This window comes from Nostoc sp. DSM 114160, from assembly GCF_053470305.1.
In genome coordinates this window covers 18,527-41,469 of the sequence record NZ_JBPFGO010000002.1, presented here as the reverse complement: position 1 = coordinate 41,469, position 22,943 = coordinate 18,527, and the positions used below count along the sequence as shown (strand labels likewise).

The window sequence follows — 22,943 nt, the reverse complement described above, 5'->3', positions numbered from 1 at the left end:
ACATCAAGCACACCTAAGTGCAGCAGGGGACACTGCCATATGTGGCTCGAAGATCGTCAGAAGGTGATGAAATCCGCAAAATAGTACGAATCCACCTGATAAGAAAAAGGCTAGCCAAAACTTAGGAGGGATAGTTGCCTTAGTTTTGGCAAAGAAAACCCCTATGATTATGGGGATACCAAAGTATGAAAATGCAGTAATGCTATGAGCAATTATGCAATTCCAGTAAATAGGTTCCATTGCTGACCTGATATTAAAATTTCATCCGTTTCACTATAATTCTGGGTAGTCTCAAGGTGTAAGTGGATAAAGGATGATTTCAGTGCTTCATACCTAAATTTTATGGTAGCTTTCTGAAAGGTTGCTCATTTCAACCCTTACAAACCTGACTTACCAGGTGAGTGAGTTCGGGTAAAATCAGTTTTTCCATCGCCAGTCGCACAGCATTACTGGAACCAGGAAGCGAGAAAATTAATTTATCTTGATAAACACCAGCAACAGCGCGAGAAGCGATCGCCCGCGAACCAATTTCTTGATAACTTAAAAAACGAAATAACTCACCAAATCCCGGCAAAGTTTTCTCTAGTAACTTCTCAATAGCATCATAGGTGGTATCTCTTGGTGCAATACCTGTACCACCATTAAAAATTACAGCATCCAAATTTGCGCTTTTGCCCAGATTTTCTATCTGCTCTTGAATTTGTGTCGGTTCATCTTTGATAATCGTGTAGGCTCCTACAGCATGGTTAGCACCAAGGAGTAACTGCTGAATTAGCTGGCCACTTTTGTCTGTTTCCAAAGTGCGTGTATCGCTGACAGTAACCACAGCACAAGTTACTAAAACTCCAGGCGAGTCTGGATGGGGTTGTGGCATTATATGTCACTCATGAACTTTTAATAATGAATAATTGGGCATGGTAAATGACGCATTGACAGTTACCAATGCCCGATGCCCGATGCCCTATGCCCTATGCCCTATGCCCTATGCCTCATTTTTACTCAATCCCAGATCGTTTTCTTCAGCATACCGCTCCATGAAGCGCATAAAGCGATCCCATTCTTGGGCAGATTTCATTATGTAAAGTGCTTCTAATTCTTCCGGTTTCCCGTTAATAAATTTAGCTTTAACTTCACGGGTAATTATCTCGCCTTCTTCGTCAATCAAGTACATTCCGGTAATATCTTCGGTAGTACCTTGATCTAAAATTTTCGGATTCGTAAAAATAAAGGTCGCTGTACCACTATCTCCAGTACGCGATCGCGTTAAGCGCACATCTGGAATTACCTCTTCGTCAAGACCTCTAGAAAACTGGATTTTCGCCATGATGAATGAATTTAAACTTTGGTGATGGTTAATTTAATATTCTCTCATCAATTAGAACACCACGGTCTAGAAGCTACTGTGATTCAGTTTTTAGTGTATATACTTAAATTGCTTCTTTTTCAAGTAACAAAGTTACGGGGCCATCGTTTTCAATGATAACTTGCATCATTGCACCAAATTTACCAGTTTCTACCTGCAACCCGCTAGCTCTTAACTTGATAACAAAACGATTATACAAATCTTCTGCCGATTGGGGAGCGGCTGAACGGTCAAAAGAAGGACGGCGACCTTTGCGACAGTCACCATAAAGGGTAAATTGACTGACTACTAACAAATCGCCGCCAATTTCTTGTACAGATTTTTGCCAACGGTCGTCTCCTCCTTCGTCAGGAAACAGCCGCAACTCTAAGCACTTACGCACCATCCAGTCAATTTCAGCATCAGTATCGGTATTGGCTATACCTACGAGCAAATTTAGCCCCCGCCCAATTTTACCGACAATTTCATCATTCACTGTAACTTGAGATGATTTGACTCGCTGGATAACAACGCGCATTTTAATCAGAACATTTATCAACGTTTTGATTTTAGAGCAATATATACAGTAGGGAATAGGGAATAGGGAACAGGGAACATGGAATAGGGAATGGGGAATAAGGTTTCAAGTCTCTTGGTATATGACTTTTTTATGAAATTTTGTACCTCATTTCCCTGAAATCTGCTGTAAAAACAACGAGTGTCTACCACCCGATAAAAATTCTTAATGTTCGATAAAACTTGTGAGTTTCTTGCTGAAACTTTCTGTATTCAGAAAGCGATCGCTATTCTCTCATTTTACTTAAAATTGATGGCGGAGCCATTGAGAATACATTCCCAGGTTCCACCTGGGAACGAGTAGTAAGTTTCTAACTTCTAACTTTTATTTGCCAAACCCTTTACCGCGAGAGGTTGAAGGTAGACAAATGCAGTTTTCGAGTTGACTAATTAAAGTCTCACGATCCAAATTTTGACCAATCAGTACTAACTGGTTTTTCAGTTGGCCTTTCCATTCATCATCATCCAAGGTGAAGCGTTTACCACAAAGGTGGAAAATATGACGCTTCGGGCTTTCATCAAACCACATAATCCCCTTGGCTCGGAAGATATTTGAGGGTAGCTGATTATCTAAGAAATACTGAAACTTCCTAATAGAAAAAGGCTTGTCACTTTGGAAAGAGATGGAAGTAAAACCATCATTTTCTAAATGGTGAGAATGATGGTGATGGCCGTGATGGTCATGGTCATGGTCATGGTCATGGTCGTGATGATCGTGACCGCATGTTGAGTGGTCATGGTCATGGTCATGGTCGTGACGATCGTGATGGTCGTGTTCATCCACCACTGTGTCAAAATATTTATCAGACTCAAACAGACCAACACTCAAAATTAAAGGAAGTGGCACTTGCGATCGCGTCGCGCGGATAATTCTTGCTCCTTCCTTGACTTCGTTAATTTTTCTTTCTAACTGGTTCAAAGTGGCTTCATCAACCAAATCTGCCTTGTTCAGCACAATTACATCACCATAAGCAATTTGGCTGTATGCTGCTTCCGAGTTAAATAAATCTAGGCTGTAATTAGCCGCGTCTACCACGGTAATAATTGAATCCAAGCGAGTTAAATCTCGCAATTCTGTGCCGAGAAATGTTAAAGCTACTGGTAGCGGATCTGCCAATCCAGTTGTTTCCACTACTAGATAATCTAGATTTTCTTGGCGTTCTAAAACTTTGTAAACTGCATCTACCAAATCATTATTAATAGTGCAGCAGATACAACCATTATTTAGCTCCACCATGTTCTCACCAGTGGAAACAATTAGCTCGTTGTCGATGCCAATTTCGCCAAATTCATTCACTAGAACAGCGGTTTTTAAACCCTGTTGGTTGTTGAGGATATGATTGAGTAAAGTCGTCTTGCCGCTACCGAGGAAACCCGTAATAATTGTTACTGGCATTCCTTGTTTGGGCGTATCCATTGCCGAAGATTCGGGTGTAACTGCTGATTGCATAGCGCTGTTATCAAATAGTCAAAAAAGAGTAATGTAGCGCAGATAGTCCAGAAAACACTAGCGCCGCTACGCAGAATTCACGCATTCAAAATTCAAAATTCAAAAACTCTTGATTTATGAGCTTTCGAGATTTTGTCCAATAGTATGTTGATTTCCGCCGTGACGTACTAGCATAAGGATGCTGGACTGTCATCCCAGCTGCTTTACCTTATTATTGCTTATCTCCCTATTCAGGATTACATCTGTTAAGCTGTTTCACCTTTGACTTCCACACAGTCAGCAGCCAGAATGCCCGCCAATAAGTGGTTTTCCATTTTGAATTTTGAATTTTGAATTTTGAATTGATATATGACCCTAACCCTTTACAATACCCTCACCCGTCGTCAAGAACCGTTTGAAACAGTCGAAACAGGCAAGGTTAAGATGTATTACTGCGGCGTGACGGTATATGACTACTGCCATTTGGGTCATGCTAGAGCTTGCATCGTTTGGGACGTAGTACGCCGATACCTCCAGTTTATCGGTTATGAAGTCCGATATATCCAAAATTTTACTGATATTGATGACAAGATTCTTAATCGAGCCTGTGTTGAACATTCATCAATGGATATGATAGCCGATCGCTTTATCAAAGCATATTTTGAGGATATGGCGCGGTTGGGGATTAAAGAAGCCGATGAGTATCCCCGCGCTACTCACACGATGAATGGCATTCAACGGTTAATTCATGAGTTGGAAAATAAAGGTTTTGCTTACCCATCTGAAGGCGATGTGTATTATGCAGTACGGCAGTTTGCTGAGTATGGCAAGCTTTCTGGACGCAAGTTAGAGGATATGCAAGCTGGGAAAAGCGAGCGCGTCAATGTAGAAGATCCAGAGTACCAGAAAAAGAAAGACCCCTTTGATTTTGCTTTGTGGAAAGCAGCAAGACCAGGAGAGCCAGCTTGGGAATCACCTTGGGGTGCAGGTCGTCCGGGGTGGCATATAGAATGCTCGGCAATGGTGCGCGATCGCTTGGGTGATACCATCGATATTCATGCTGGTGGTGCTGACTTAATTTTTCCTCACCACGAAAATGAAATTGCCCAATCTGAGGCTGTAACAGGAAAACCCTTAGCGCGTTACTGGTTGCATAACGGCATGGTGAAGGTAGATGGTGAAAAAATGTCCAAATCTTTGGGCAACTTTACCACTATTAGAGACTTACTGGATCGAGGAGTTGACCCGATGGCAGTACGGTTGTTCGTGCTGACCGCTCAATATCGCACACCAATTGATTTTACCGACGAAGCGATCGCCGCAGCAACCAATGGCTGGCACACCATTAAAGAAGGTTTACTCTTCGGCCACCAATACGGTGAAAAACTAGGATGGGGAGTGGAGACTACCTCACTACTTCCTGAAACTGTTGAACGCTTTCAAGAAACCGTAAATAACGACTTTAATTTTCCTGGTGGGTTAACAGTGCTGTTTGAATTAGCCAAAGAACTGCGCCGTGAGGGAAATATTCTTGTGCATGAAGGGAAAACCGAAACTTCCCCTGATGAGTTACAGCGTCAATGGCAAACTCTCGTCACTTTAGCTGGAGTCTTGGGTTTAGAAGCCGAGATAGAAGCCGAAACTCAAACAACTAATGGTTTAAGCGATGTAGAAATTGAGGCGAAAATTCAGCAAAGGCAAGAAGCACGTAAAGGCAAAAATTTTGCCGAAAGCGATCGCATTCGTGACGAACTTCAAGCACAAGGTATTACGCTAATTGATAGTCGTGATGGCACGCGCTGGCATCGGAATTAGGGAGAGTGGAGAGTAGGAGTAGGAGGGAAATATCCTCTCCTTTGTACCATTCCCCATGCCCCATGCCCCATTCCCCATTCCCATTCTTTATTCTTTATTCTTTATTCCCCATTCTTTATGTGGTCTGAACTCAAAAAAGCGATCGCTAGTTTCGATATTCCCGCAGATTGGATTGGTATTAGAGCCGTAAAGGAGACTTCTACTACCCGTTCAGTCCGTGACGCCTTACCCCAACTAAACGGCAAATCCTTCACTGTCGGAGCTATGCTGGAAGTTTTGGTGAATGGCTGTCTGGGTTACGCAGCTACTAACTCCCTAGAATTATCTTCCCTGCAAACTGCTGCTCAAACAGCCTATAACCAGGCACTAGCAGCCAGTGAATGGTGGATACATCCCTTCCGTGAAAGTGAGCGCCCTAAAGTCGTTGGTGAATATAAATCTCCCTTTCTTAAGCCATTGGATGCTCTAAGTCCAGGGGAAATCAACGATTTACTGGTTCGTATTTGCCAAACGCTCAAAGTTGACGACAAAATTGTGCAAACCATAGCTAGTGCTAGCACAACTGAGCGAGAATCTTGGTTTATTAGCAGTAACGGCTCAGAAGTCTATCAAAAAATCCTATCTATAGGCACGAATTACGGAGCTACTGCCCAAGATGGAGCGGTTGTACAACAGCGCAGCAACAACGGCTCGCAAGCAAACTGTTACCAAGGCGGACTCGAACTCTTAAAACAAGAAAACTTATGGCATCGGGTGCGGCAAATAGGCGAACAAGCAGTAGAACTATTGACAGCAGAAGAATGCCCAACCACCCGTACCAATTTAGTTTTAGCCCCAGATCAAATGATGCTGCAAATCCATGAAAGTGTTGGGCATCCCCTAGAAATTGACCGAATTTTGGGAGATGAGCGTAACTATGCTGGGGGCAGCTTTGTTAATAAAAGTGATTTTGGCAACCTCGTATATGGTTCGCCGTTGATGAACATTACCTTTGATCCTACCGTGGCTGGTGAATTTTCTAGCTACGGCTTTGATGATACCGGTGCTGTAGCAACGCGGGAGTATTTGGTTAAAGAAGGTGTACTGCAACGGGGTTTAGGCAGTCTGGAAAGTCAAGCAAGAGCAGGTGTAGCAGGAGTTGCCTGTGCCCGTGCTTGCTCATGGAATCGACCAGCGATCGATCGCATGGGTAACTTGAATTTAGAGCCTTTAAACGGCACTTTTGAAGACATTATTGGCGAGATAGAACACGGCGTTTACATGGAATCTAACCGTTCTTGGTCAATTGACGATCGCCGCTACAAATTCCAATTTGGTTGTGAGTACGCTAAATTAATTGAAAACGGTAAACTTACCAAAACCCTTCGTAATCCCAACTATCGCGCCACAACACCAGAGTTTTGGCATAGTTTAATTAAAGTCGGAGATGCCACAAACTGGCAAATGTATGGTACTCCTTATTGTGGCAAAGGAGAACCAAATCAGGCCATTTGGGTAGGACACGGTTCACCTGTTTGTGTATTTGCTAATGTCGAAGTTTTTGGTGGAGGAACTTGAAAAATACAATAGTTATGAGTTGGTAGTTAGGAGTTTTAAATTAAGTAAATAGGCATAATTAACATCAAATAAAATCCTAGCTTGTAGTAAGCGATTCATCCCTCAAAAAAATGATTATCAGGACTAAAGTCCTTACTCCAAACTTTAATTTATTTTCGCCTAGCTACTTCTAAAAATTCTTTTAACTCCTAACTCCTAACTCCTAACTCCTAACTTTCTCCCTCTCTTTATTCCCTATTAATTTTTAATATCCATGAAAATTGAAGAATTATCTGCGTTAGAAGTCAGCTTTAATCGACTGATTGAAAGTCTGCTGATCAAAAAAGCAGAAAATGAACAATTCACTGTAAGACTTAGTAGTGAAATAAGTCAATTTACTCGTTTTAATCATGCGAAAGTGCGTCAGACTGGTTGTGTTGCTGATGGTTGGATAGAACTAACTTTGATGCAAAATCAGCGCAATAGTGTTCGGCAGTTTCCTTTTACTGGAAATTGGGAGGTAGACTGGCAGTTAGCATATAGTGCTTTGCAAGAACTACGTGACGAACTTATTCTACTACCTGTCGATCCATATCTAGTTTTGCCATCAGGAAATAATCTCAGTAGAGAAATACATTCTGGAAATTTATTGGCGGCTAAGGCAGTAGTCCCGACTGTACTTGAACTAGTTGCTGAATTGGATTTTACAGGGATATATGCAGGGGGAGTGATAATTAAAGCTTATGGTGATTCTAGCGGTCAAAAACATTGGTTTGCTACTGATTCTTTTACCTTAGATTATTCTCTATTTTCCTCATCTGGACAAGCAGTTAAGGGCACATTTGCCGGGAGTAATTGGGATGAATCTAAATATATAGCCAAAATTAGCGAAGCTAAAAAACAACTAGAATTGCTTGCTCACCCAACAAAAGAACTGCCACGGGGACAATACAAAACTTATTTTGCACCTGCTGCTGTTGCAGATTTATTATTAATGCTTTCTTGGGGAGCGGTAAGCGAAGCTGATATCCAACAAGGAAACAGTGCTTTAGCTGCTTTATCGCGTCAAGAAAAACAACTTTCTCTAAGATTTAGTTTAAAAGAAAATTTTCAGCAGGGATTAGTGCCGCGATTTAATGAATTGGGAGAAATGGCAGCACCGGAGTTACCTGTAATCGAAAAAGGACGTTTGGTAAATACTTTGGTGAATTCTCGCACTGCTAAGGAATATCAAAAAATTGCCAATGGCGCTAATGGTTCAGAGACTTTACGAGCGCCAGAAGTGAGTCCGGGAAATTTAGTATTTGAGCAGATTCTTCCGAGTTTAGATACAGGATTATATGTATCTAATTTGCATTACTTGAATTGGAGCGATCGCCACACTGGTAGAATCACAGGTATGACCCGTTATGCTTGTTTTTGGGTAGAAAACGGAGAAATTCTTGCCCCCATTGAAAACTTACGTTTTGACGAAAGTCTCTACCGCTTTTGGGGAGAAAACTTAGTAGATTTAACCAATTTTCAAGAATTCATTCCCGAAGTAGGAACTTATGAAAGTCGTCAACTTGGAGGTAGTTTAGTTCCCGGTATGCTGGTAGAGGATTTTACATATACTTTGTAATCGTAATTATCTGCTGACAGGAAATCAAAAGCTAACAGGTATAAATAGGCTCTATCGCTCCCTTTATGGTTCCTAATATTAAATCCATGCTTTTTTAAACCTGTTATCCTTATGCAGAAAGGGTTTTGCAGTTTTCTAGCTTGGTATTTAATAATAGCGTAAGTCACTTTAGCATAAGGGGCGCGATAGAACCTAGAAATCTACTCTAACGGGGAGGTGACATTGGAGCCAATGACAAACAAACTATTACTTGTGAGAAGGGTGATCCTATTAACCTAGAGCGGCGTAGACATCAGTATTTCCAAAACCGACAATATCATTGTGGCTATCGCCGTTAACATCACCAAGCTGACGTGGATATTTGTCAAAGCTAGTCCATGCGCCATCTTTGACAGTAAAATTATTGTTCAGACCTGCAAACACCGAACCGAAAGTGCCATCGCTTTGACCTAAAGAGACCAAGACATTATCATTTCCAAAACCGACAATATCATCACGACCATCGCCGTTAACATCACCAAGCTGACGTGGATATTTGTCAAAGCTAGTCCATGCGCCATCTTTGACAGTAAAATTATTGTTCAGACCTACAAACACCGAACCGAAAGTGCCATCGCTTTGACCTAAAGAGACCAAGACATTATCATTTCCAAAACCGACAATATCATCACGACCATCGCCGTTAACATCACCAAGCTGACGTGGATATTTGTCAAAGCTAGTCCATGCGCCATCTTTGACAGTAAAATTATTGTTCAGACCTGCAAACACCGAACCGAAAGTGCCATCGCTTTGACCTAAAGAGACCAAGACATTATCATTTCCAAAACCGACAATATCATCACGACCATCGCCGTTAACATCACCAAGCTGACGTGGATATTGTCAAAGCTAGTCCATGCGCCATCTTTGACAGTAAAATTATTGTTCAAACCTACAAACACCGAACCAAAAGTACTCATGATAATGCTCCTTTAATGAACAATCTGGCAAGTAGTAAAACCACTTGCATCTCAGTATTCTGTCTTAGGTTCAGGAACTACGCAAATCATTTACAAACTTTTACACAGTAACATTTCTATGACAGATTCTAACTACCAGGCGATGACTGATGAAGAGTTGCGGGACTGGGTTCGCTACCATCCCAAAGATGTAGAAGCCTTCCACATTCTCATGGATAAATTAGAGCAACGTCCAAAAGTCTTTTGCAGCACAGATGAAGAAATTGAAGCCGAATTGCAAAAGCGAATTAACCAATCACGATCGCAGTGAAGGATACTGGGGACTGGGGATTAAGTAATTTTTCTAGTATCCAGTACCCATTTTTCTGAGTTTTTAAACACAAATATTAATGAGATTCTCCCAATATTAAAACTATCTATCTCTGTAAACTGCATTAATTACAATATCTTTGATGCTCAGGTAAAGAATTAATAGCAATAATAAAAATTGCTCAAATTGAAGAACTGGATCTAAACGCCAACCTTGATAATACAAGATTACTCCACTTAACAACATTATAATTGGCGTAAATATAAGTTGGATAATGTAAAGGGCTAAAGCCCAACCTCTAAGCCTGGTTACACGTTGGGATAGCCAAACTAATGTTAAAATTAAGTAATTAATTGCCCAAAGCAAATAAATAATTACAATTAAACCAGCTATATTTAATCCAAAATTCACTTGCGCAAAAGTAAGCATTTATTAAAAATCCTGCTTAATTACAAGCTAAAATTTTAAATTTATTAGTAGGTAGATTCCCTAAAATTATTCCTTCATGAAAATTGTTGGGTTAAGCAATAGCGAAACCCAACTGATAATTTTTCCTCATCTCTTATTAGAACCTCTATCTTTTTTTGCCAGGAGGTGAATTGCGCTGAGTGAGGTTATCAATTTGCAATTGTTGCCGACCGTTAGTGATAACTTGCAACATCTGTTTGAGATCCTGCTCGATATTTCCCAAAATGCCATCGGCATAAGCATCAGCACCATCTTCAATTTCTTGAGCATGAGCGATCGCATTTTGTCGCATCAGCTCTAACTCTTGCTGACAAGCATACCGCTTGCGGTCAATCTCGGCGAGGGTTTCTTGCATTATTCCCTCACACTCTTGTTGCACTTGTCGCCGCAGTCGTTCAGCTTCCTGTTCAGCCTGGTGAATAATATCGCTTTCAGCTAAAATTTGCGCTCTTTTGGCTTGTGCAGCCTCAACAACCTGCTGTCCATACTCTTCCGCTTCTAGCAGAATTTCGTCCTTTTGGTCGAGAACTGCTGCTGCTTCTTGAAAAAGTGATGGTAAAGCCAGCCGAATGTAATCAAGCTGATCTAGCAGCTTTTCTTCATCTATGAGTGTGCGTCCCGTCAGCGGAATTCTGAGACTAGAGAGAACCATTTCCTCTAGGCGGTTGAGTTCCTGCTGAATATCTATGCTTCCCTCTCCACCGAGATATTCTTGAGAGGGGGGATTGCTTCCGTTGAGATTGGGTTCAACATTGGAGATTTCTGATTGTAGCATTGGTATATATCTAGGGCAATGTGTGGGGGAACGAGATGATCGATAGAGCCACCAAACCTTGCAATCTCTTTTACCACACTACTACTTAAAAAACTATACTCATTTGAGGTTGCGAGAAAAACTGTTTCTATTTGGGTAGAAAGAGTTTTATTGGTGTGAGCCATTTGCAGTTCCACTTCAAAATCTGACACAGCCCGTAAACCCCGGATCAAAACTTGTGCTTGTTGCATTTGAGCATAATTGACGGTAAGACCATCAAAGCTGTCTACTTTTACATTAGGTAGATGTTCTGTAGAAAGACGGATTTGATTTAGCCGTTGCTCCACACTAAAAAGTGGCATTTTGTTAGGGTTCCGTAGTACGGCGACAATCACCCGCTCAAACAGCCGACTACCGCGCCCGATGAGATCGAGGTGTCCCAAGGTAATGGGGTCGAAGCTACCAGGATAAATAGCAATCACAATTTTAAATATATCAAAGTTGTTTAGGTGATTATATCGAAACTATTTTGTGTAACTTACTCAAATCTACCATCTTGCGCTCTCAGTAAGGATGGTAAACCCAATTGTTTTAGTGGCACAAGTTATGCTCAACTAAGCGTTAGGAACTAGACTCCTAAATATGAATACTGGATTTTTACCTACGTCCCCACAATATTGTGGAAGATTTAAGTGTAGTTACAGTATTCGAGACACAAGAAACTCCGTACTTAGCAAAGTGCGCGGGTAGTTAACGAACTTTTCTAGGTAATTTTTCATGGCACTGGATTTTCCCACTTTGCCCTTGGCGTTTCAATTTACTTCTCCAGGACCGATTCTGGTGAAAATAGGGCCACTAAGTATTCGTTGGTACGGCTTGTTGATTGCCACAGCAGTTTTAATTGGCGTCATCCTTTCCCAGAATTTGGCAAAGCGCCGCAATGTTAATCCTGAGTTGCTAGGCGATTTGTTCTTTTGGTTGTTGATTGGGGCAATTCCTGGCGCACGGCTATATTACGTTTTTTTTGAGTGGTCAAAATATGCCCCAACTCCAGGAAAAATTTTTGCGATCTGGGAGGGAGGTATTGCCATTCATGGAGCGATTCTTGGTGGCGTTGTGGCTGCGTTAATCTTTGCCAAAATCAAGCAGGTTTCTTTCTGGCAATTGGCAGATTTAGTAGCACCTTCGCTGATTTTAGGGCAAGCGATCGGACGTTGGGGCAATTTCTTTAATTCTGAAGCTTTTGGCGACCCGACTAATTTACCCTGGAAACTCTATATTCCAGCAGACCATCGTCCTTTAGAGTATGTTAATTTCGATTACTTTCATCCCACCTTCCTCTACGAATCTCTATGGGACTTAATGGTGTTTACGCTGCTAATAACGTTATTTTTCCGGTCTTTATCCGGTAAGCCACGTCTGAAGGTAGGCACACTGTTTCTCATTTACTGGCCAGCCTACAGCTTAGGACGCTTATGGATTGAAGGCTTTCGCACTGATAGCTTGATGCTGGGACCATTACGGATGGCGCAAGTAGTCAGTAGTCTAGGAATTCTATTGGGATTAGTTGGATTAGCTTGGCTTTACTTACTCAAACGCCCTTTACCCGATGTAATTCCTACTGCTAAGGGAAATGGGGAGAGGGGGGCATGAGAGGGACAAGGGGACAAGGGGACAAGAAGAATAACTATGCCCTATGCCCAATACTTCGGCTTCGCTCAGTACAAGTGCTCAATTCTCAATGACTAAAGAAGAAAAAATGCCCCAGAGTATTCTCTAGGGCTTAACCAGGGTGCATCTACCATTACTCTCTACTAGGGAAAGAGAGTTAATCCGGAAAGATACTGAGAAAATATCAAAAAAGTTTTTTGAGGGATTGCCGTGGGTTCTTTTAAAAGTGAATATACAGAAGACCTAAGCTATAAAAAAACACTGGATGCCATAGCTCCATCTGTGTATATTGTCGGTGCAGGCCCTGGAGATCCTGATTTATTGACAGTGAAGGCGCAGAAACTACTGGCTGTTGCTGATGTAATTTTATTTGCCGATTCTTTAATACCCGAACAGATTTTAGAACTTTGCCGAAAAGATGCTGAGATAATTAGGACTGCGAATCAGACTTTAGAAGAAATTTTGGCGATTACGATCGATAGAGTGCGATCGCAACACAAATCTCTCGTCCGTCTCCATTCTGGCGATCCTAGTCTCTACAGCGCCATCCACGAGCAAATGCACCTCCTAAGAGAGGCAAATATTCCTTTTGAAGTCATACCTGGTATTAGCGCCTTTCAAGCTGCTGCTGCCAAACTCAAAGTAGAACTGACTGTCCCTGGTTTAGTTCAAACCATTATCTTGACACGCATCAGCGGACGTACAGAAGTCCCCGCCGCCGAAGAATTAGCCACTCTTGCAGCACATCAGGCTAGCCTCTGCTTGTATTTAAGTGCGCGTCACGTCGAAAATGCCCAAGCAAAACTACTCCAACACTATCCAGCCGAAACCCTAATTGCGATTTGCTTTCGCATCGGCTGGCCTGATGAAAAAATCAGGGTTGTCCCTTTGAATCAAATGGCTGAATGTACTCATCAAGAAAAACTAATTCGCACAACACTTTATATAATTAGTCCAGCCCTCTCCACAACAAAAGGGCGATCGCGTTTATATCATCCCGAACATAGTCACCTATTTCGCTCATCTCATAACTAAATATTGGGCATGGGGCATGGGGGATAGGACATTTGAAAACTCCCCTCATCTTTTCTACGGTTCGGTAAACTTAACAGTGTCAATAGTTTCCAATTCGGTACTATGCCATTAATTAAAGTGCAAACTTCTACATCTGCTCCTCAAAAAGCTGAAATTGAGTCAATGCTTTTAAATCTATCAGCCAAGTTAGCGAAACATTTAGGAAAACCAGAATCTTATGTAATGACTGCTTTTGAGCCAGAAGTTCCTATGACCTTTGCGGGAAATACAGACCCAGTTTGCTACATTGAAATTAAGAGCGTTGGCACGATGAAGCCAGAGCAAACCGCAGCAATGAGTCAAGACTTTTGCCAGCAGATTAACCAAACTCTAGGCGTGCCGAAAAATCGCATTTACATAGAGTTTGCAGACGCTAAGGGTGCAATGTGGGGCTGGAACGGCACAACTTTTGGCTAATTCCCCATCTTCTTTGGTCAAGACTAACTCGATCTAGCAGGTGTAGGATAGAGATCCAACATCAACTCATGATTTTTTATGTCTGCTACGCCTCTTGTATCTCAGGTTGACTTCAACCCAGAAAAATCAGAATTAATCCCTCCCCTTCTAGGTGCTTCTCTGGCAGAGTTAACTACTTGGGTGCAGCAACAAGGACAACCTGCTTACAGAGGAAAGCAGCTGCATGAATGGATCTATGACAAAGGGGTGCGATCGCTAGCTGATATTTCTGTATTCTCCAAGCAATGGCGGCAAGAAGTGGCAGAAGTTCCAATTGGGCGCTCAATTTTACATTACCGCTCTGAGGCTCCCGATGGTACAGTGAAATATCTTTTACGATTAACAGACGGGCAGATTATTGAAACTGTAGGTATCCCCACCTTTGCAGAAAGAGGAGAAGGCCCAAAAGCCCGTTTGACAGTTTGCGTCTCTACTCAGGTGGGTTGCCCAATGGCGTGTGATTTTTGTGCTACTGGTAAGGGAGGCTACAAACGCAACCTAGCACGGCATGAAATTATCGATCAGGTGTTAACTGTGCAAGAAGATTTTCAGCAACGGGTTAGCAATGTGGTGTTTATGGGACTGGGCGAACCGTTGTTGAATACTGAGAATGTTTTAGCAGCTTTGAAATCTCTCAATCAAGATATCGGTATTGGGCAGCGATCGCTTACAGTTTCGACAGTGGGTATTCGCGATCGCATCCGTCAATTTGCACAAAATAATTTGCAAATCACTTTGGCTGTAAGTCTCCACGCCCCCAATCAAGCACTACGAGAAAAACTCGTCCCTAGCGCCCGTGCCTATCCTCTGGAAGATTTACTGGCTGAATGTCGGGAATATGTGGAAATCACTGGCCGCCGCGTTACTTTTGAATATATTCTCCTGGCTGGTGTTAACGATTTACCAGAACACGCATTGGAACTTTCAAAATGCCTGCGAGGATTCCAAAGTCATGTGAATTTGATTCCTTATAATCCTATCCAAGAAGTAGATTACAAACGCCCTAATCGCGATCGCATTCAAGCATTTGTCAACGTTCTTAAGCAACAAAATACTGCTGTTAGTGTCCGTTATTCCCGTGGTTTAGAAGCCGATGCTGCTTGCGGACAATTGAGAGCAAGTAAAAATTAAACTTGTTGCAGTCTATTCTATGAATGAATATCAAACCGCAGATAAACAGAGATATGTCTTCAGATACATCTCTGTTTATCTATGGCGTAAAACCGCTTGAGATCCCTTTGTTAACTTACCCACCGCAGGTAGATTTACGGTAATCCGGCAAACCATGTAAAAAATTTAAATGTATAATTTAATTAAAATGAATATCTAATGAATATCTAATAAGCAAGAGTTTTATGAAAAATCAAGAGAATGCACTGGATATAACCTTGATTTAGAAAGCTATTCCCAACGCACTAATATTTAGAACACGTCGCTGACTGAAGAATGTTGGCGTAGTCAGCCGTAAGTATCGCGTAAGCCCATAACGCTAAATAAGACATTAGCTTCAGTTAACTATTGCAAGCCCCTATATTGATGTATAGGGAAATTTTGTTGACATTTTAAGGGTTTAGCGATCGCTCAACCTAACTTATAACAATTGAGGAAATAATTGTATGTTGAATCGCTTATCGTTGGTTAAAGTATGGCTACCATTGATTGTGCTTGCCAAAGCTTTATCGATTAATTCTCCTGTTAATGCCCAAATAATTCGGACGAATCCCCAGACGCAAGATTCACTTCAAGAAAGAGTCAGACAACAACAGGATCGGCAAAATCAGCAAACACAAGAACGAATGAATGAAATATGGCTACGACAAAATTTTCAACAGCCACAACAACTACAACAACAACAGACAATACAACAGCAAGAATTTACACGACAACAGCAAGAAATCTTCCGCCAGCAACAATTGAGACTACAACAGGAAGAAACAAGACTACAACAGCAAGACTTTTCACGACAGCAACAACTAAGAATACAACAGCAACAACTTAGACAAGATCAACAAATTAGACAACAGCAACAATTTAGGTTACAAGAACAGATCCGACAGCAACAACTCAGATAACAGAATAATCTGTAAAGTCTTTAAAATTTTTGACAAGTAACTTTATTATTAGAAATTAGAGAAAACATTCTCTAATTTTTAATTTTTATTATCTAGCGCTGTGCATAAATTCCTGGTGCATAAGCCTCAATTACTTTGCCAGTGCGAGTGCAACTAATCATCAAGTAGTCACAACTAGAGCATTGTGTTCGAGTTAATTGACTATCAGTAATATAATAACGTTCTGCTTGGCAGCCGCAATTTGGGCAGTAAATCTTTTGTACTGTCTGCATTTTAAAACCCCTGGTTGTAAGTATTTTTTATTGGAGAGAACTGCCAGTTAAAGTAGCAATGATTTTGGTTTGAACCAACTTAACAAACGACTTTAATATTGGCTAATTATTTTAAACAAAATTTCAGATTTGAAAAAGTTTTCGATATCCTTTTTGATATCTTTGTATATTATCCTATAATTTAAGTGATTTTACCCTCTTACTTTAGATACATAAATTATCTTTAAATTAGATACTGCTTAGAGATTTACTGATCCCTATGACGAATGCCTTGAGAGAGGCTTATTTATAGTCATCTTGGGCAGATGCAAAAAAAAGCCGTTCTTGTATTCAAAAATTAAACTACAGAAAATACTGTATATTTAGTAACAAAATATTTATCTTAAGGATTAGTTAATATTTGCTAGCAAGATTAGACCTCTTGCATAAGTCGAATAGACCCCCCTTAATCCCCCCGATATATTGGCGGAAACTTAAAATCTTGCCCCCTCCCCAATACATACGGGGAGGGTTGGAGAGGGGTGATTCAAGGATTTTTGCAAGAGGTCTATTTATGAGGTGAAATTCTGGTATGAAAATTTAATCAAAATTATCATAGTTACGAAATACCGTAAATTTACGGTATTTACACATCTTAAATTCTCGCAGACAACCTTAACAGAATCCTCTGCGAGAGTGGAACTAATACTTTGTCAAGCTAGTTTGAAAGGTTTGTAGTAAGGACTTTAGCCCTTAGAGCTGATTCGTAAAGAAAATCTGAAGGATACTCAAGTCGTTACTAGGTCTGAGTTTCAGCGAATAAGTATTTTTTTGACTCAAATTCCTGAAATCCTTGCAAGACAAGTACTTTACTTGAGTTTACAAATTAGCTCTTACTACAAACTTGTTTATTCATACATCAATTGAAATTTGACAGACTACTAATCTCCTCAAGCAGGATGAAAATAGTCGTAAATTTCTTGAGCCAAACGCGGCCCGATTCCTGGAACCTCGGCAAGTTGCGGGGTTGTCGCTTGCCGAATATAGTCAACTGAGCGAAAATGCCCTAGTAGCTGCTTTTGTCGATGATGTCCTAAGCCAGGAATTTCATCTAAACGCGATCGCTTCAATTTATCACTGCGCTGTTGACGATGGAAACTCACTGCAAACCGATGCGCTTCATCCCGCAGCCGCCGCAACAACTGAACCCCAGGTTGTTCTGCATCAGTCGTCAAGGGTTTAGATTCTCCTGGTAAAAAAATCTCTTCTCGCTGCTTTGCTAAACTTACAACTCGCAAGTCTTCTAATAAATTCATCTCTTGCAAAACGGCAACAACTGATGATAACTGACCTTTACCACCATCAATCATGATTAAATCAGGCCAGTCAGGATTACCCAAACGCGCTAATTGCGGATCTTCCGCATATTTACGGAACCGCCGCTGGATAACTTCAGCAAGACTAGCAAAATCATCTGAGTGTCCCCTGCTGTCACCGTGGGGTTTTTAATTTTGTAGTGACGATAGTGCTGTTTTGCAGGTAATCCGTCAATAAACACGACTTGCGAAGCTACAGCATTTGACCCTTGAATATGAGAAATGTCATAACCTTCGATACGATGGGGTACATCTGGTAAATCGAGAATGGCGGCTAAATCTTGCATTGCTTGGTGATTGCGATCGCCAAATTTCTGCATTCTTTGCAATTCATACTGAGCATTTCGCTCTACCATCTCAATTAATTCTGCCTTAGTTTGGCGCAGAGGAGTCAAAATTGTGACTTTTTTGCCTTTACGTTGAGTTAAGACATCTGCCAATATTTCCGTATCTGGTAAATCATGCTGTACCAAAATCTCTAAAGGGATTTCTACGGAATCAGCAGTTTGATAATGTTCCTCTAAAGCTCGTTGTAAAATAGCTCCTGGTTCCGCGTGAGCATCCGCCACAAAGGCTAAACGTCCTACCAATTGCCCAGCGCGAATCTGGAATAGTTGAATGCAGGCGTGCTGTTCGTCAGCTGCTAGTGCGATCGCATCCCGCGAAACAGTATCATCTGGTAAGGAAACTTTCTGATCAGCTGTCAGCGACTTTAACCCAGAAATTTGATCGCGAATCCGCGCTGCTGACTCAAAATTCAAGTTCTCAGCGGCTGCGTTCATCTGTTGGGTCAAAATATCAATTAGTTCTTGGGTTCGACCTTGAAAAACCATCGCTATCTTTTGGACAATTTTGCGATATTCTTCTGGTGAAATCATCTGTTGACAGACACCAGGACAACGCCCTAAATCAAAATTCAAGCAAGGGCGGTCTTTAAAAAGTGGTTGAGGTCGTTGTCGTTGTGGAAAAATACGCTTGCAGATGCGGACAATTTCTCGCAATAAACCAGCATCAGTATAAGGGCCGTAAAATTTATCCTTTTCTTTACCAAATTGGCGTTTACGGGTAATAAAAATTCGCGGATAATCTTCTGACCAAGTAATGCAGAGATAGGGATATTTTTTATCATCTTTGAGCAACACGTTGAAATATGGCTGGTGCTGCTTGATCAAATTGGCTTCTAGCGCTAAAGCTTCGGCTTCAGTATCAGTGACGATGAATTCAATTTCTGTCACTAACTTGACCATCGTGGCGATCCGTTCAGTCTTGTTGTAGCCATCCCGGAAATAGGAACGGACACGCGATCGCAACTTACGTGATTTACCTATATATATGATGCGATCGCTCCTGTCCCGCATGAAATAAACCCCCGGTTCCGGTGGAATTTCGGCTAGACGGTTTTCTAGTCGTTCTGGCTCTTTAACCAGTGGTAATATTTGAGTAGATATTGTCACAACCAAAATTAGGTAATCTTTCTCTATTTTAAGAAAAATTATTTTTTCGTGCCGATTTAATAAATTATTTATCAAGTAAATATAAAGTAGTAGTCATGAGTGGCATCTACCAGAACAGATGAAAAAGGGGCTGGGGACTGTGGGAGAATAATAACCCCTAACTCAGCATTCAGCACTCTTTACTCATCACTCTCAAGCCAGGTAGGCTTTTAGCCCGCATAAAGAAAAGTCTGTTGTAGTCACTTCTTTGGCTTCCAAGGTAGAGGCTCACTTGCCAAAAAACTTACTGCAAGCAGTATAACTTTGGAGCGGACGAGAGTTTGTCTAGCTGCGGCCTTAGCCATTGGCTGCTACTGTCAGAATAAAAACTTTGCTTTTTGAATTTATAATTAATATTTTTAAATCGATCGTACTTTATTATTTGAAACTTTATAGTTTAGATTAGATGCTCGTATTTCTATATTGACTTCAGTTTTTTATTCATCAATAATATGTTTGTATATTGCTTGTATAAATATCACATAAAATTTTTATTTATTGATAATATTTATGTTTATTTATTGAATTTATAATATTAAGCGAATTAACGGATTTAGTCAGTTAATTTTACGATTATGATTGAAAAATATTTATTATGATGATTTCATACAAGAGCTAAATTATGAATTTACAAGACTTTGAAATCCAGTATCGTGAGGCTATGGCTGAAACTCTTAATGAACTGCAAACAGCAGTTTTGTTATTAGCGCAAGTACAACATAAAATCTCAACAATTGGCAGTTCTGTACAAAGTCTTAGCGAGTGCGTTGAAGAGTTTATTGCCGAACAAAAAGCGGAATAAACACACAATTAGCAAAAAAGTTTATCTGTGGCGACAAGAAAACTGTTCTTCAATTGCAAGGATGAGATCCTTGAGTTTTAAAGGTTTGACAAAATAGCTACATGCACCCAAACTCAGAGCTAGTTCTTGATCTGCTTTAAAAGCAAAGGCTGAAACCACAATGATAGGTATTTTTGACAAATCAGGTTTTTGCTGGACTTGTTTTAAGAGTGAATAACCGTCAATATCTGGCAATTTCAAGTCCAATAACATTAAATCAGGCTCGAATTTCTCTATGGTTGAGAAAAAAGCAGAACCTTCTGATAAACTTTGGACTTCATAACCACAGTAACTTAGATAGTCACTAAGCAACATCCGATTAAGGTAATGGTCTTCAACTAGTAAAATTCGTCTAACTTTGTGTGACTGCAATGGCTGATTTATATTGAGTAATTGTACTGTCATTGCTACCTATTATCTGATTATCTTAATTAAAAGCTAGTAATTATTACCATAAACTAAAACAGTAGTGCATTTAAAGAGTGAAACAAATAGAAATTGTACTTATACGATTTAAATCCAAAATATAAATCAATCAAATTTAGCTGCACTATAGGAATCCGCTTTGATTCCTGAAATTATTTGCGTAGGGAGGGAACGGGGAACAGCGAAGAAGGAATAAAAGTGTACTGAGTTTTTTTCAAAAATTAAATACGAGTCATATACAATACTAAAATGATAGTATTATTAAATGTAATTAAATCAAAAATTAATCTTTTTTTTACTAATTTTTTATAATCTAGAGTATTAAGTTAACTTCTGTTTTTACAAATTTACTTGCCTAAATTTTATGAGTAAAACTACTTAAGTAATACTGGTACTAATATTATGGTAATAGCCCTTCTTGAAGCCGTGAGGGTAAGCAATACTATTGTTGTGCAAAATCCATATTATAAACAAGTTAACTTGCTAGGGGTATACAGATGTAGAATTTTGCAACCGATTCATTTGTTGCAAGTATTTTTAGAAATAGTATAACCTAGAAGACTAAATTTATTATAGCTGCAAGGAATTATTCATCAAAAAAGGGAGCTAACAGCTCCCTTACTTATTTTTTGGAATGCAAACCGGAGTTTCAACCAGATACTTTTTTTAACTTGCGTTGTGTAACAAAGATACCAGCAACACCTAAAATACCAAATACTACTGAGGGTTCTGGTACTGAAGATGGAGAGACATACTTAGGTGTTGACCAAGTGTAAATTGCACTATAGGATACACCATCATCAGAAGCAGTAATACCGGATGCAGTGGGGTTAAAGCTATAGGCATAGTAAGTTTGACCGCCAGTAACGACCTTAGCAATTTCACTAGCCGCAATTTCACCTTGATATGCATTTAATGCAGCTTGCAGAGTCAGTACATCTTTAAATGATGTGAGTTGAGAGATTTGACCTGGTAGCTGATTTTTGAAAGTATTTAAGTCACTAATTTGACCCGTCAGTTGAGTTTTAGTGGTATTTAGTGAAGTGATTTGACCCGTCAGTTGAGTTTTGGTAGTATTTAGTGAAGTGATTTGACTCGTCAGTTGAGTTTTGGTGGTATTTAGTGAAGTGATTTGACTCGTCAGTTGAGTTTTGGTGGTATTTAGTGGAGTGATTTGATTCGTCAGTTGAGTTTTGGTGGTATTTAGTGAAGTGATTTGACTCGTCAGTTGAGTTTTGGTGGTATTTAGTGAAGTGATTTGACTCGTCAGTGTTTGCCTTGTTCCTGCATTGGCTGGAGTGTTAGGAATTGCGTTCAGCTGTGTTTGCAGTGATGCAATTTGTCCAACAGTTGTGTTCAGTTGTGTTTGTAGTGATGCAATTTGTCCGACAGTTGTGTCTAGTTGTTTTTGCAGTGGTGCAATTTGTCCGGCAGTTGTGTCCAGTTGTGTTTGTAGTGGTGCAATCTGTCCGGGAATTTTGTCTAGTTGTGTTTGCAGTGTGGTAGTCTGTCCGGGAATTTTGTCCAGTTGTGTTTGCAGTGTAGTAATCTGTCCGGGAATTGCATCCAGTTTTGTTTGCAGTGTGGTAATCTGTCCGGGAATTGCATTCAGTTGTGTTTGTAGCTGTGGAATTAAACTTTCAACTTGTGAAAGGGTTGGTGAAGTCGTTTGTTGAGGAAACTGTGATTTAATTGCATTCCACTTTTCATCAACCTTAGTAGAAATAGTTGTTGCAAGTTTAGTCTTTACATCCAAGTGACCAACTAACTTCAGTTCCACCCCGCCATTTTGACCGAATTGGAAACCACCAATGTTAGGATCTCCCATTCCCAAGGAAGGAAAATAACTAGTTACTAGTGATTTGCTGTCGGCTGAAAATCCATTCCAAACTGATTGAAATGGCGTGTAGCTACTCAATAAATCGCCTAGCCATTGCGAACCAAAACTATTCCAGTCATTAGCAGTGACACTACTAACGGTAGCACTGTAGTTTCCTTTTGTGGCGGTGAAGCCAACATTAGAACCTGGGGTTTCGCTACTATACCAAAGCTCAACGTTAGAACTGGAGTCGTTATCTGTCAAAGCTTTGATCGCAGCTTTAGTACCACCTTGGGCATTCCCTTTAATGAAGGTACCATTTGAGCCACCAGTGTAAGTGTTAATTTCTCCATTATTATCGAAGCTAAAAGATGTAGCGTGTGCTGGGGCAGTAGCAAGAGCGCTCACACCAATAGCCATTGAGGCACCAATTACAAGTGTCTGAAAAGTCGTTTTCATTGTTTTCAAGTCTCTGTCAGTTTGGAAGTTAAGTTTTAAACTACTGTCGTTTTTAGGCTTGGGCTTTCTTGACCACAGGTTTTTTAGCTATACAGATGCTTACCTGCATTGTTAGCCGTCTTTAGTATCTAAGCGTACAAACCCAGTTTAAGAAACGAGGAGACCTGATTGGGTAAAGTTAACGCTGATTAT

Annotated in this window: 22 protein-coding genes and 1 pseudogene; 10 read left to right on the top strand and 13 right to left on the bottom strand. The window is 40.5% G+C overall.

The genetic code is table 11. The features are described from left to right. Positions 1–3 precede the first annotated feature (3 nt). The 5 genes from NSTCB13_RS17160 to NSTCB13_RS17140 all read right to left on the bottom strand — a co-directional run bounded on the left by NSTCB13_RS17160 (position 4) and on the right by NSTCB13_RS17140 (position 3,368). Complete coding sequence (locus NSTCB13_RS17160) at positions 4–240, bottom strand: hypothetical protein (protein WP_448273271.1); 237 nt, start codon at positions 238–240, stop codon at positions 4–6. Positions 241–370: 130 nt separating this feature from the next. Beyond that, on the bottom strand, positions 371–874 hold the full coding sequence (locus tag NSTCB13_RS17155; protein WP_445631535.1) for a MogA/MoaB family molybdenum cofactor biosynthesis protein: 504 nt from the start codon (positions 872–874) through the stop codon (positions 371–373). A gap of 108 nt (positions 875–982) precedes the next feature. Further along, positions 983–1,324, bottom strand: a complete 342-nt coding sequence (gene psb28, locus NSTCB13_RS17150) for a photosystem II reaction center protein Psb28 (protein ID WP_445631536.1) — start codon at positions 1,322–1,324, stop codon at positions 983–985. Positions 1,325–1,427: 103 nt separating this feature from the next. Next, positions 1,428–1,880 (bottom strand): D-aminoacyl-tRNA deacylase, encoded by a 453-nt coding sequence (dtd, locus tag NSTCB13_RS17145; protein ID WP_445631537.1) that lies wholly within the window; start codon positions 1,878–1,880, stop codon positions 1,428–1,430. Between the two features lie 363 nt (positions 1,881–2,243). After that, positions 2,244–3,368: a CobW family GTP-binding protein gene (locus tag NSTCB13_RS17140; RefSeq protein WP_448267155.1), complete on the bottom strand. Its 1,125-nt coding sequence runs from the start codon at positions 3,366–3,368 to the stop codon at positions 2,244–2,246. A gap of 348 nt (positions 3,369–3,716) precedes the next feature. On the opposite strand from NSTCB13_RS17140, the gene cysS reads away from it, so the two are divergent. The 3 genes from cysS to NSTCB13_RS17125 all read left to right on the top strand — a co-directional run bounded on the left by cysS (position 3,717) and on the right by NSTCB13_RS17125 (position 8,319). After that, positions 3,717–5,162 (top strand): cysteine--tRNA ligase, encoded by a 1,446-nt coding sequence (gene cysS / locus NSTCB13_RS17135; RefSeq protein WP_448267154.1) that lies wholly within the window; start codon positions 3,717–3,719, stop codon positions 5,160–5,162. A gap of 117 nt (positions 5,163–5,279) precedes the next feature. Then, the gene (locus NSTCB13_RS17130; RefSeq protein ID WP_445631540.1) at positions 5,280–6,719 is read left to right on the top strand and encodes a TldD/PmbA family protein; all 1,440 of its coding nucleotides are present in this window, start codon (positions 5,280–5,282) and stop codon (positions 6,717–6,719) included. Between the two features lie 253 nt (positions 6,720–6,972). Then, positions 6,973–8,319 (top strand): TldD/PmbA family protein, encoded by a 1,347-nt coding sequence (locus NSTCB13_RS17125; RefSeq protein ID WP_445631541.1) that lies wholly within the window; start codon positions 6,973–6,975, stop codon positions 8,317–8,319. A 270-nt stretch (positions 8,320–8,589) separates the two neighbouring features. On the opposite strand, the gene NSTCB13_RS17120 is transcribed toward NSTCB13_RS17125, so the two are convergent. Then, positions 8,590–9,129 (bottom strand): FG-GAP repeat domain-containing protein, encoded by a 540-nt coding sequence (locus NSTCB13_RS17120; protein ID WP_445631542.1) that lies wholly within the window; start codon positions 9,127–9,129, stop codon positions 8,590–8,592. A 270-nt stretch (positions 9,130–9,399) separates the two neighbouring features. Here NSTCB13_RS17120 and NSTCB13_RS17115 point away from each other — a divergent pair, with 270 nt between their 5' ends. Further along, positions 9,400–9,591, top strand: coding sequence for a DUF6887 family protein (locus NSTCB13_RS17115; protein ID WP_445631544.1), 192 nt, complete (start codon positions 9,400–9,402; stop codon positions 9,589–9,591). Positions 9,592–9,693: 102 nt separating this feature from the next. On the opposite strand, the gene NSTCB13_RS17110 is transcribed toward NSTCB13_RS17115, so the two are convergent. The 3 genes from NSTCB13_RS17110 to coaD form a co-directional block, all read right to left on the bottom strand. Then, positions 9,694–10,020 (bottom strand): Ycf66 family protein, encoded by a 327-nt coding sequence (locus NSTCB13_RS17110; protein WP_448273269.1) that lies wholly within the window; start codon positions 10,018–10,020, stop codon positions 9,694–9,696. A 145-nt stretch (positions 10,021–10,165) separates the two neighbouring features. Beyond that, positions 10,166–10,834 (bottom strand): DivIVA domain-containing protein, encoded by a 669-nt coding sequence (locus NSTCB13_RS17105; RefSeq protein WP_322696300.1) that lies wholly within the window; start codon positions 10,832–10,834, stop codon positions 10,166–10,168. Beyond that, the gene (coaD, locus tag NSTCB13_RS17100; RefSeq protein WP_445631546.1) at positions 10,744–11,295 is read right to left on the bottom strand and encodes a pantetheine-phosphate adenylyltransferase; all 552 of its coding nucleotides are present in this window, start codon (positions 11,293–11,295) and stop codon (positions 10,744–10,746) included. Before coaD ends, NSTCB13_RS17105 begins: the two co-directional genes overlap by 91 nt. Positions 11,296–11,590: 295 nt before the next feature. Between coaD and lgt the strand changes: the two genes are divergently transcribed. The 5 genes from lgt (at position 11,591) to NSTCB13_RS17075 (ending at position 16,086) form a co-directional block, all read left to right on the top strand. Next, complete coding sequence (lgt, locus tag NSTCB13_RS17095; protein WP_448273268.1) at positions 11,591–12,466, top strand: prolipoprotein diacylglyceryl transferase; 876 nt, start codon at positions 11,591–11,593, stop codon at positions 12,464–12,466. 228 nt (positions 12,467–12,694) lie between these two features. Then, positions 12,695–13,519, top strand: a complete 825-nt coding sequence (gene cobM, locus NSTCB13_RS17090) for a precorrin-4 C(11)-methyltransferase (protein WP_448273267.1) — start codon at positions 12,695–12,697, stop codon at positions 13,517–13,519. 102 nt (positions 13,520–13,621) lie between these two features. Beyond that, a complete protein-coding gene (locus NSTCB13_RS17085; RefSeq protein WP_448273265.1) occupies positions 13,622–13,975 on the top strand; it encodes a phenylpyruvate tautomerase MIF-related protein in 354 nt (117 codons plus the stop codon). A gap of 78 nt (positions 13,976–14,053) precedes the next feature. Beyond that, positions 14,054–15,145, top strand: a complete 1,092-nt coding sequence (gene rlmN / locus NSTCB13_RS17080; RefSeq protein WP_448273264.1) for a 23S rRNA (adenine(2503)-C(2))-methyltransferase RlmN — start codon at positions 14,054–14,056, stop codon at positions 15,143–15,145. Positions 15,146–15,630: 485 nt separating this feature from the next. Beyond that, entirely contained in the window at positions 15,631–16,086 is a 456-nt protein-coding gene (locus NSTCB13_RS17075) for a hypothetical protein (protein WP_445631551.1), read from the top strand. Positions 16,087–16,178: 92 nt separating this feature from the next. Here NSTCB13_RS17075 and NSTCB13_RS17070 read toward each other — a convergent pair whose 3' ends face one another. After that, the gene (locus NSTCB13_RS17070) at positions 16,179–16,358 is read right to left on the bottom strand and encodes a replication restart DNA helicase PriA (RefSeq protein WP_322728673.1); all 180 of its coding nucleotides are present in this window, start codon (positions 16,356–16,358) and stop codon (positions 16,179–16,181) included. 929 nt (positions 16,359–17,287) lie between these two features. Further along, positions 17,288–19,167: pseudogene (gene uvrC / locus NSTCB13_RS17065) on the bottom strand (excinuclease ABC subunit UvrC). Positions 19,168–19,828: 661 nt separating this feature from the next. Between uvrC and NSTCB13_RS17060 the strand changes: the two are divergent. Next, positions 19,829–20,008: a hypothetical protein gene (locus NSTCB13_RS17060; RefSeq protein WP_445631553.1), complete on the top strand. Its 180-nt coding sequence runs from the start codon at positions 19,829–19,831 to the stop codon at positions 20,006–20,008. 21 nt (positions 20,009–20,029) lie between these two features. On the opposite strand, the gene NSTCB13_RS17055 is transcribed toward NSTCB13_RS17060, so the two are convergent. Together NSTCB13_RS17055 and NSTCB13_RS17050 are read right to left on the bottom strand one after the other, a co-directional pair. Then, the gene (locus NSTCB13_RS17055) at positions 20,030–20,452 is read right to left on the bottom strand and encodes a response regulator (protein ID WP_445631554.1); all 423 of its coding nucleotides are present in this window, start codon (positions 20,450–20,452) and stop codon (positions 20,030–20,032) included. Between the two features lie 670 nt (positions 20,453–21,122). Beyond that, positions 21,123–22,751, bottom strand: a complete 1,629-nt coding sequence (locus NSTCB13_RS17050) for an NF038130 family PEP-CTERM protein (RefSeq protein ID WP_448273263.1) — start codon at positions 22,749–22,751, stop codon at positions 21,123–21,125. Positions 22,752–22,943 lie beyond the last annotated feature (192 nt).

What these genes read in the sequence shown, in the direction of transcription:
- NSTCB13_RS17160 (WP_448273271.1), bottom strand. Translation starts at nt 240, where the DNA reads ATGGAACCTATTTACTGGAATTGCATAATTGCTCATAGCATTACTGCA.
- NSTCB13_RS17155 (WP_445631535.1), bottom strand. Translation starts at nt 874, where the DNA reads ATGCCACAACCCCATCCAGACTCGCCTGGAGTTTTAGTAACTTGTGCT.
- psb28 (WP_445631536.1), bottom strand. Translation starts at nt 1,324, where the DNA reads ATGGCGAAAATCCAGTTTTCTAGAGGTCTTGACGAAGAGGTAATTCCA.
- dtd (WP_445631537.1), bottom strand. Translation starts at nt 1,880, where the DNA reads ATGCGCGTTGTTATCCAGCGAGTCAAATCATCTCAAGTTACAGTGAAT.
- NSTCB13_RS17140 (WP_448267155.1), bottom strand. Translation starts at nt 3,368, where the DNA reads ATGCAATCAGCAGTTACACCCGAATCTTCGGCAATGGATACGCCCAAA.
- cysS (WP_448267154.1), top strand. Translation starts at nt 3,717, where the DNA reads ATGACCCTAACCCTTTACAATACCCTCACCCGTCGTCAAGAACCGTTT.
- NSTCB13_RS17130 (WP_445631540.1), top strand. Translation starts at nt 5,280, where the DNA reads ATGTGGTCTGAACTCAAAAAAGCGATCGCTAGTTTCGATATTCCCGCA.
- NSTCB13_RS17125 (WP_445631541.1), top strand. Translation starts at nt 6,973, where the DNA reads ATGAAAATTGAAGAATTATCTGCGTTAGAAGTCAGCTTTAATCGACTG.
- NSTCB13_RS17115 (WP_445631544.1), top strand. Translation starts at nt 9,400, where the DNA reads ATGACAGATTCTAACTACCAGGCGATGACTGATGAAGAGTTGCGGGAC.
- NSTCB13_RS17110 (WP_448273269.1), bottom strand. Translation starts at nt 10,020, where the DNA reads ATGCTTACTTTTGCGCAAGTGAATTTTGGATTAAATATAGCTGGTTTA.
- NSTCB13_RS17105 (WP_322696300.1), bottom strand. Translation starts at nt 10,834, where the DNA reads ATGCTACAATCAGAAATCTCCAATGTTGAACCCAATCTCAACGGAAGC.
- lgt (WP_448273268.1), top strand. Translation starts at nt 11,591, where the DNA reads ATGGCACTGGATTTTCCCACTTTGCCCTTGGCGTTTCAATTTACTTCT.
- NSTCB13_RS17085 (WP_448273265.1), top strand. Translation starts at nt 13,622, where the DNA reads ATGCCATTAATTAAAGTGCAAACTTCTACATCTGCTCCTCAAAAAGCT.
- rlmN (WP_448273264.1), top strand. Translation starts at nt 14,054, where the DNA reads ATGTCTGCTACGCCTCTTGTATCTCAGGTTGACTTCAACCCAGAAAAA.
- NSTCB13_RS17075 (WP_445631551.1), top strand. Translation starts at nt 15,631, where the DNA reads ATGTTGAATCGCTTATCGTTGGTTAAAGTATGGCTACCATTGATTGTG.
- NSTCB13_RS17070 (WP_322728673.1), bottom strand. Translation starts at nt 16,358, where the DNA reads ATGCAGACAGTACAAAAGATTTACTGCCCAAATTGCGGCTGCCAAGCA.
- NSTCB13_RS17060 (WP_445631553.1), top strand. Translation starts at nt 19,829, where the DNA reads ATGAATTTACAAGACTTTGAAATCCAGTATCGTGAGGCTATGGCTGAA.
- NSTCB13_RS17055 (WP_445631554.1), bottom strand. Translation starts at nt 20,452, where the DNA reads ATGACAGTACAATTACTCAATATAAATCAGCCATTGCAGTCACACAAA.
- NSTCB13_RS17050 (WP_448273263.1), bottom strand. Translation starts at nt 22,751, where the DNA reads ATGAAAACGACTTTTCAGACACTTGTAATTGGTGCCTCAATGGCTATT.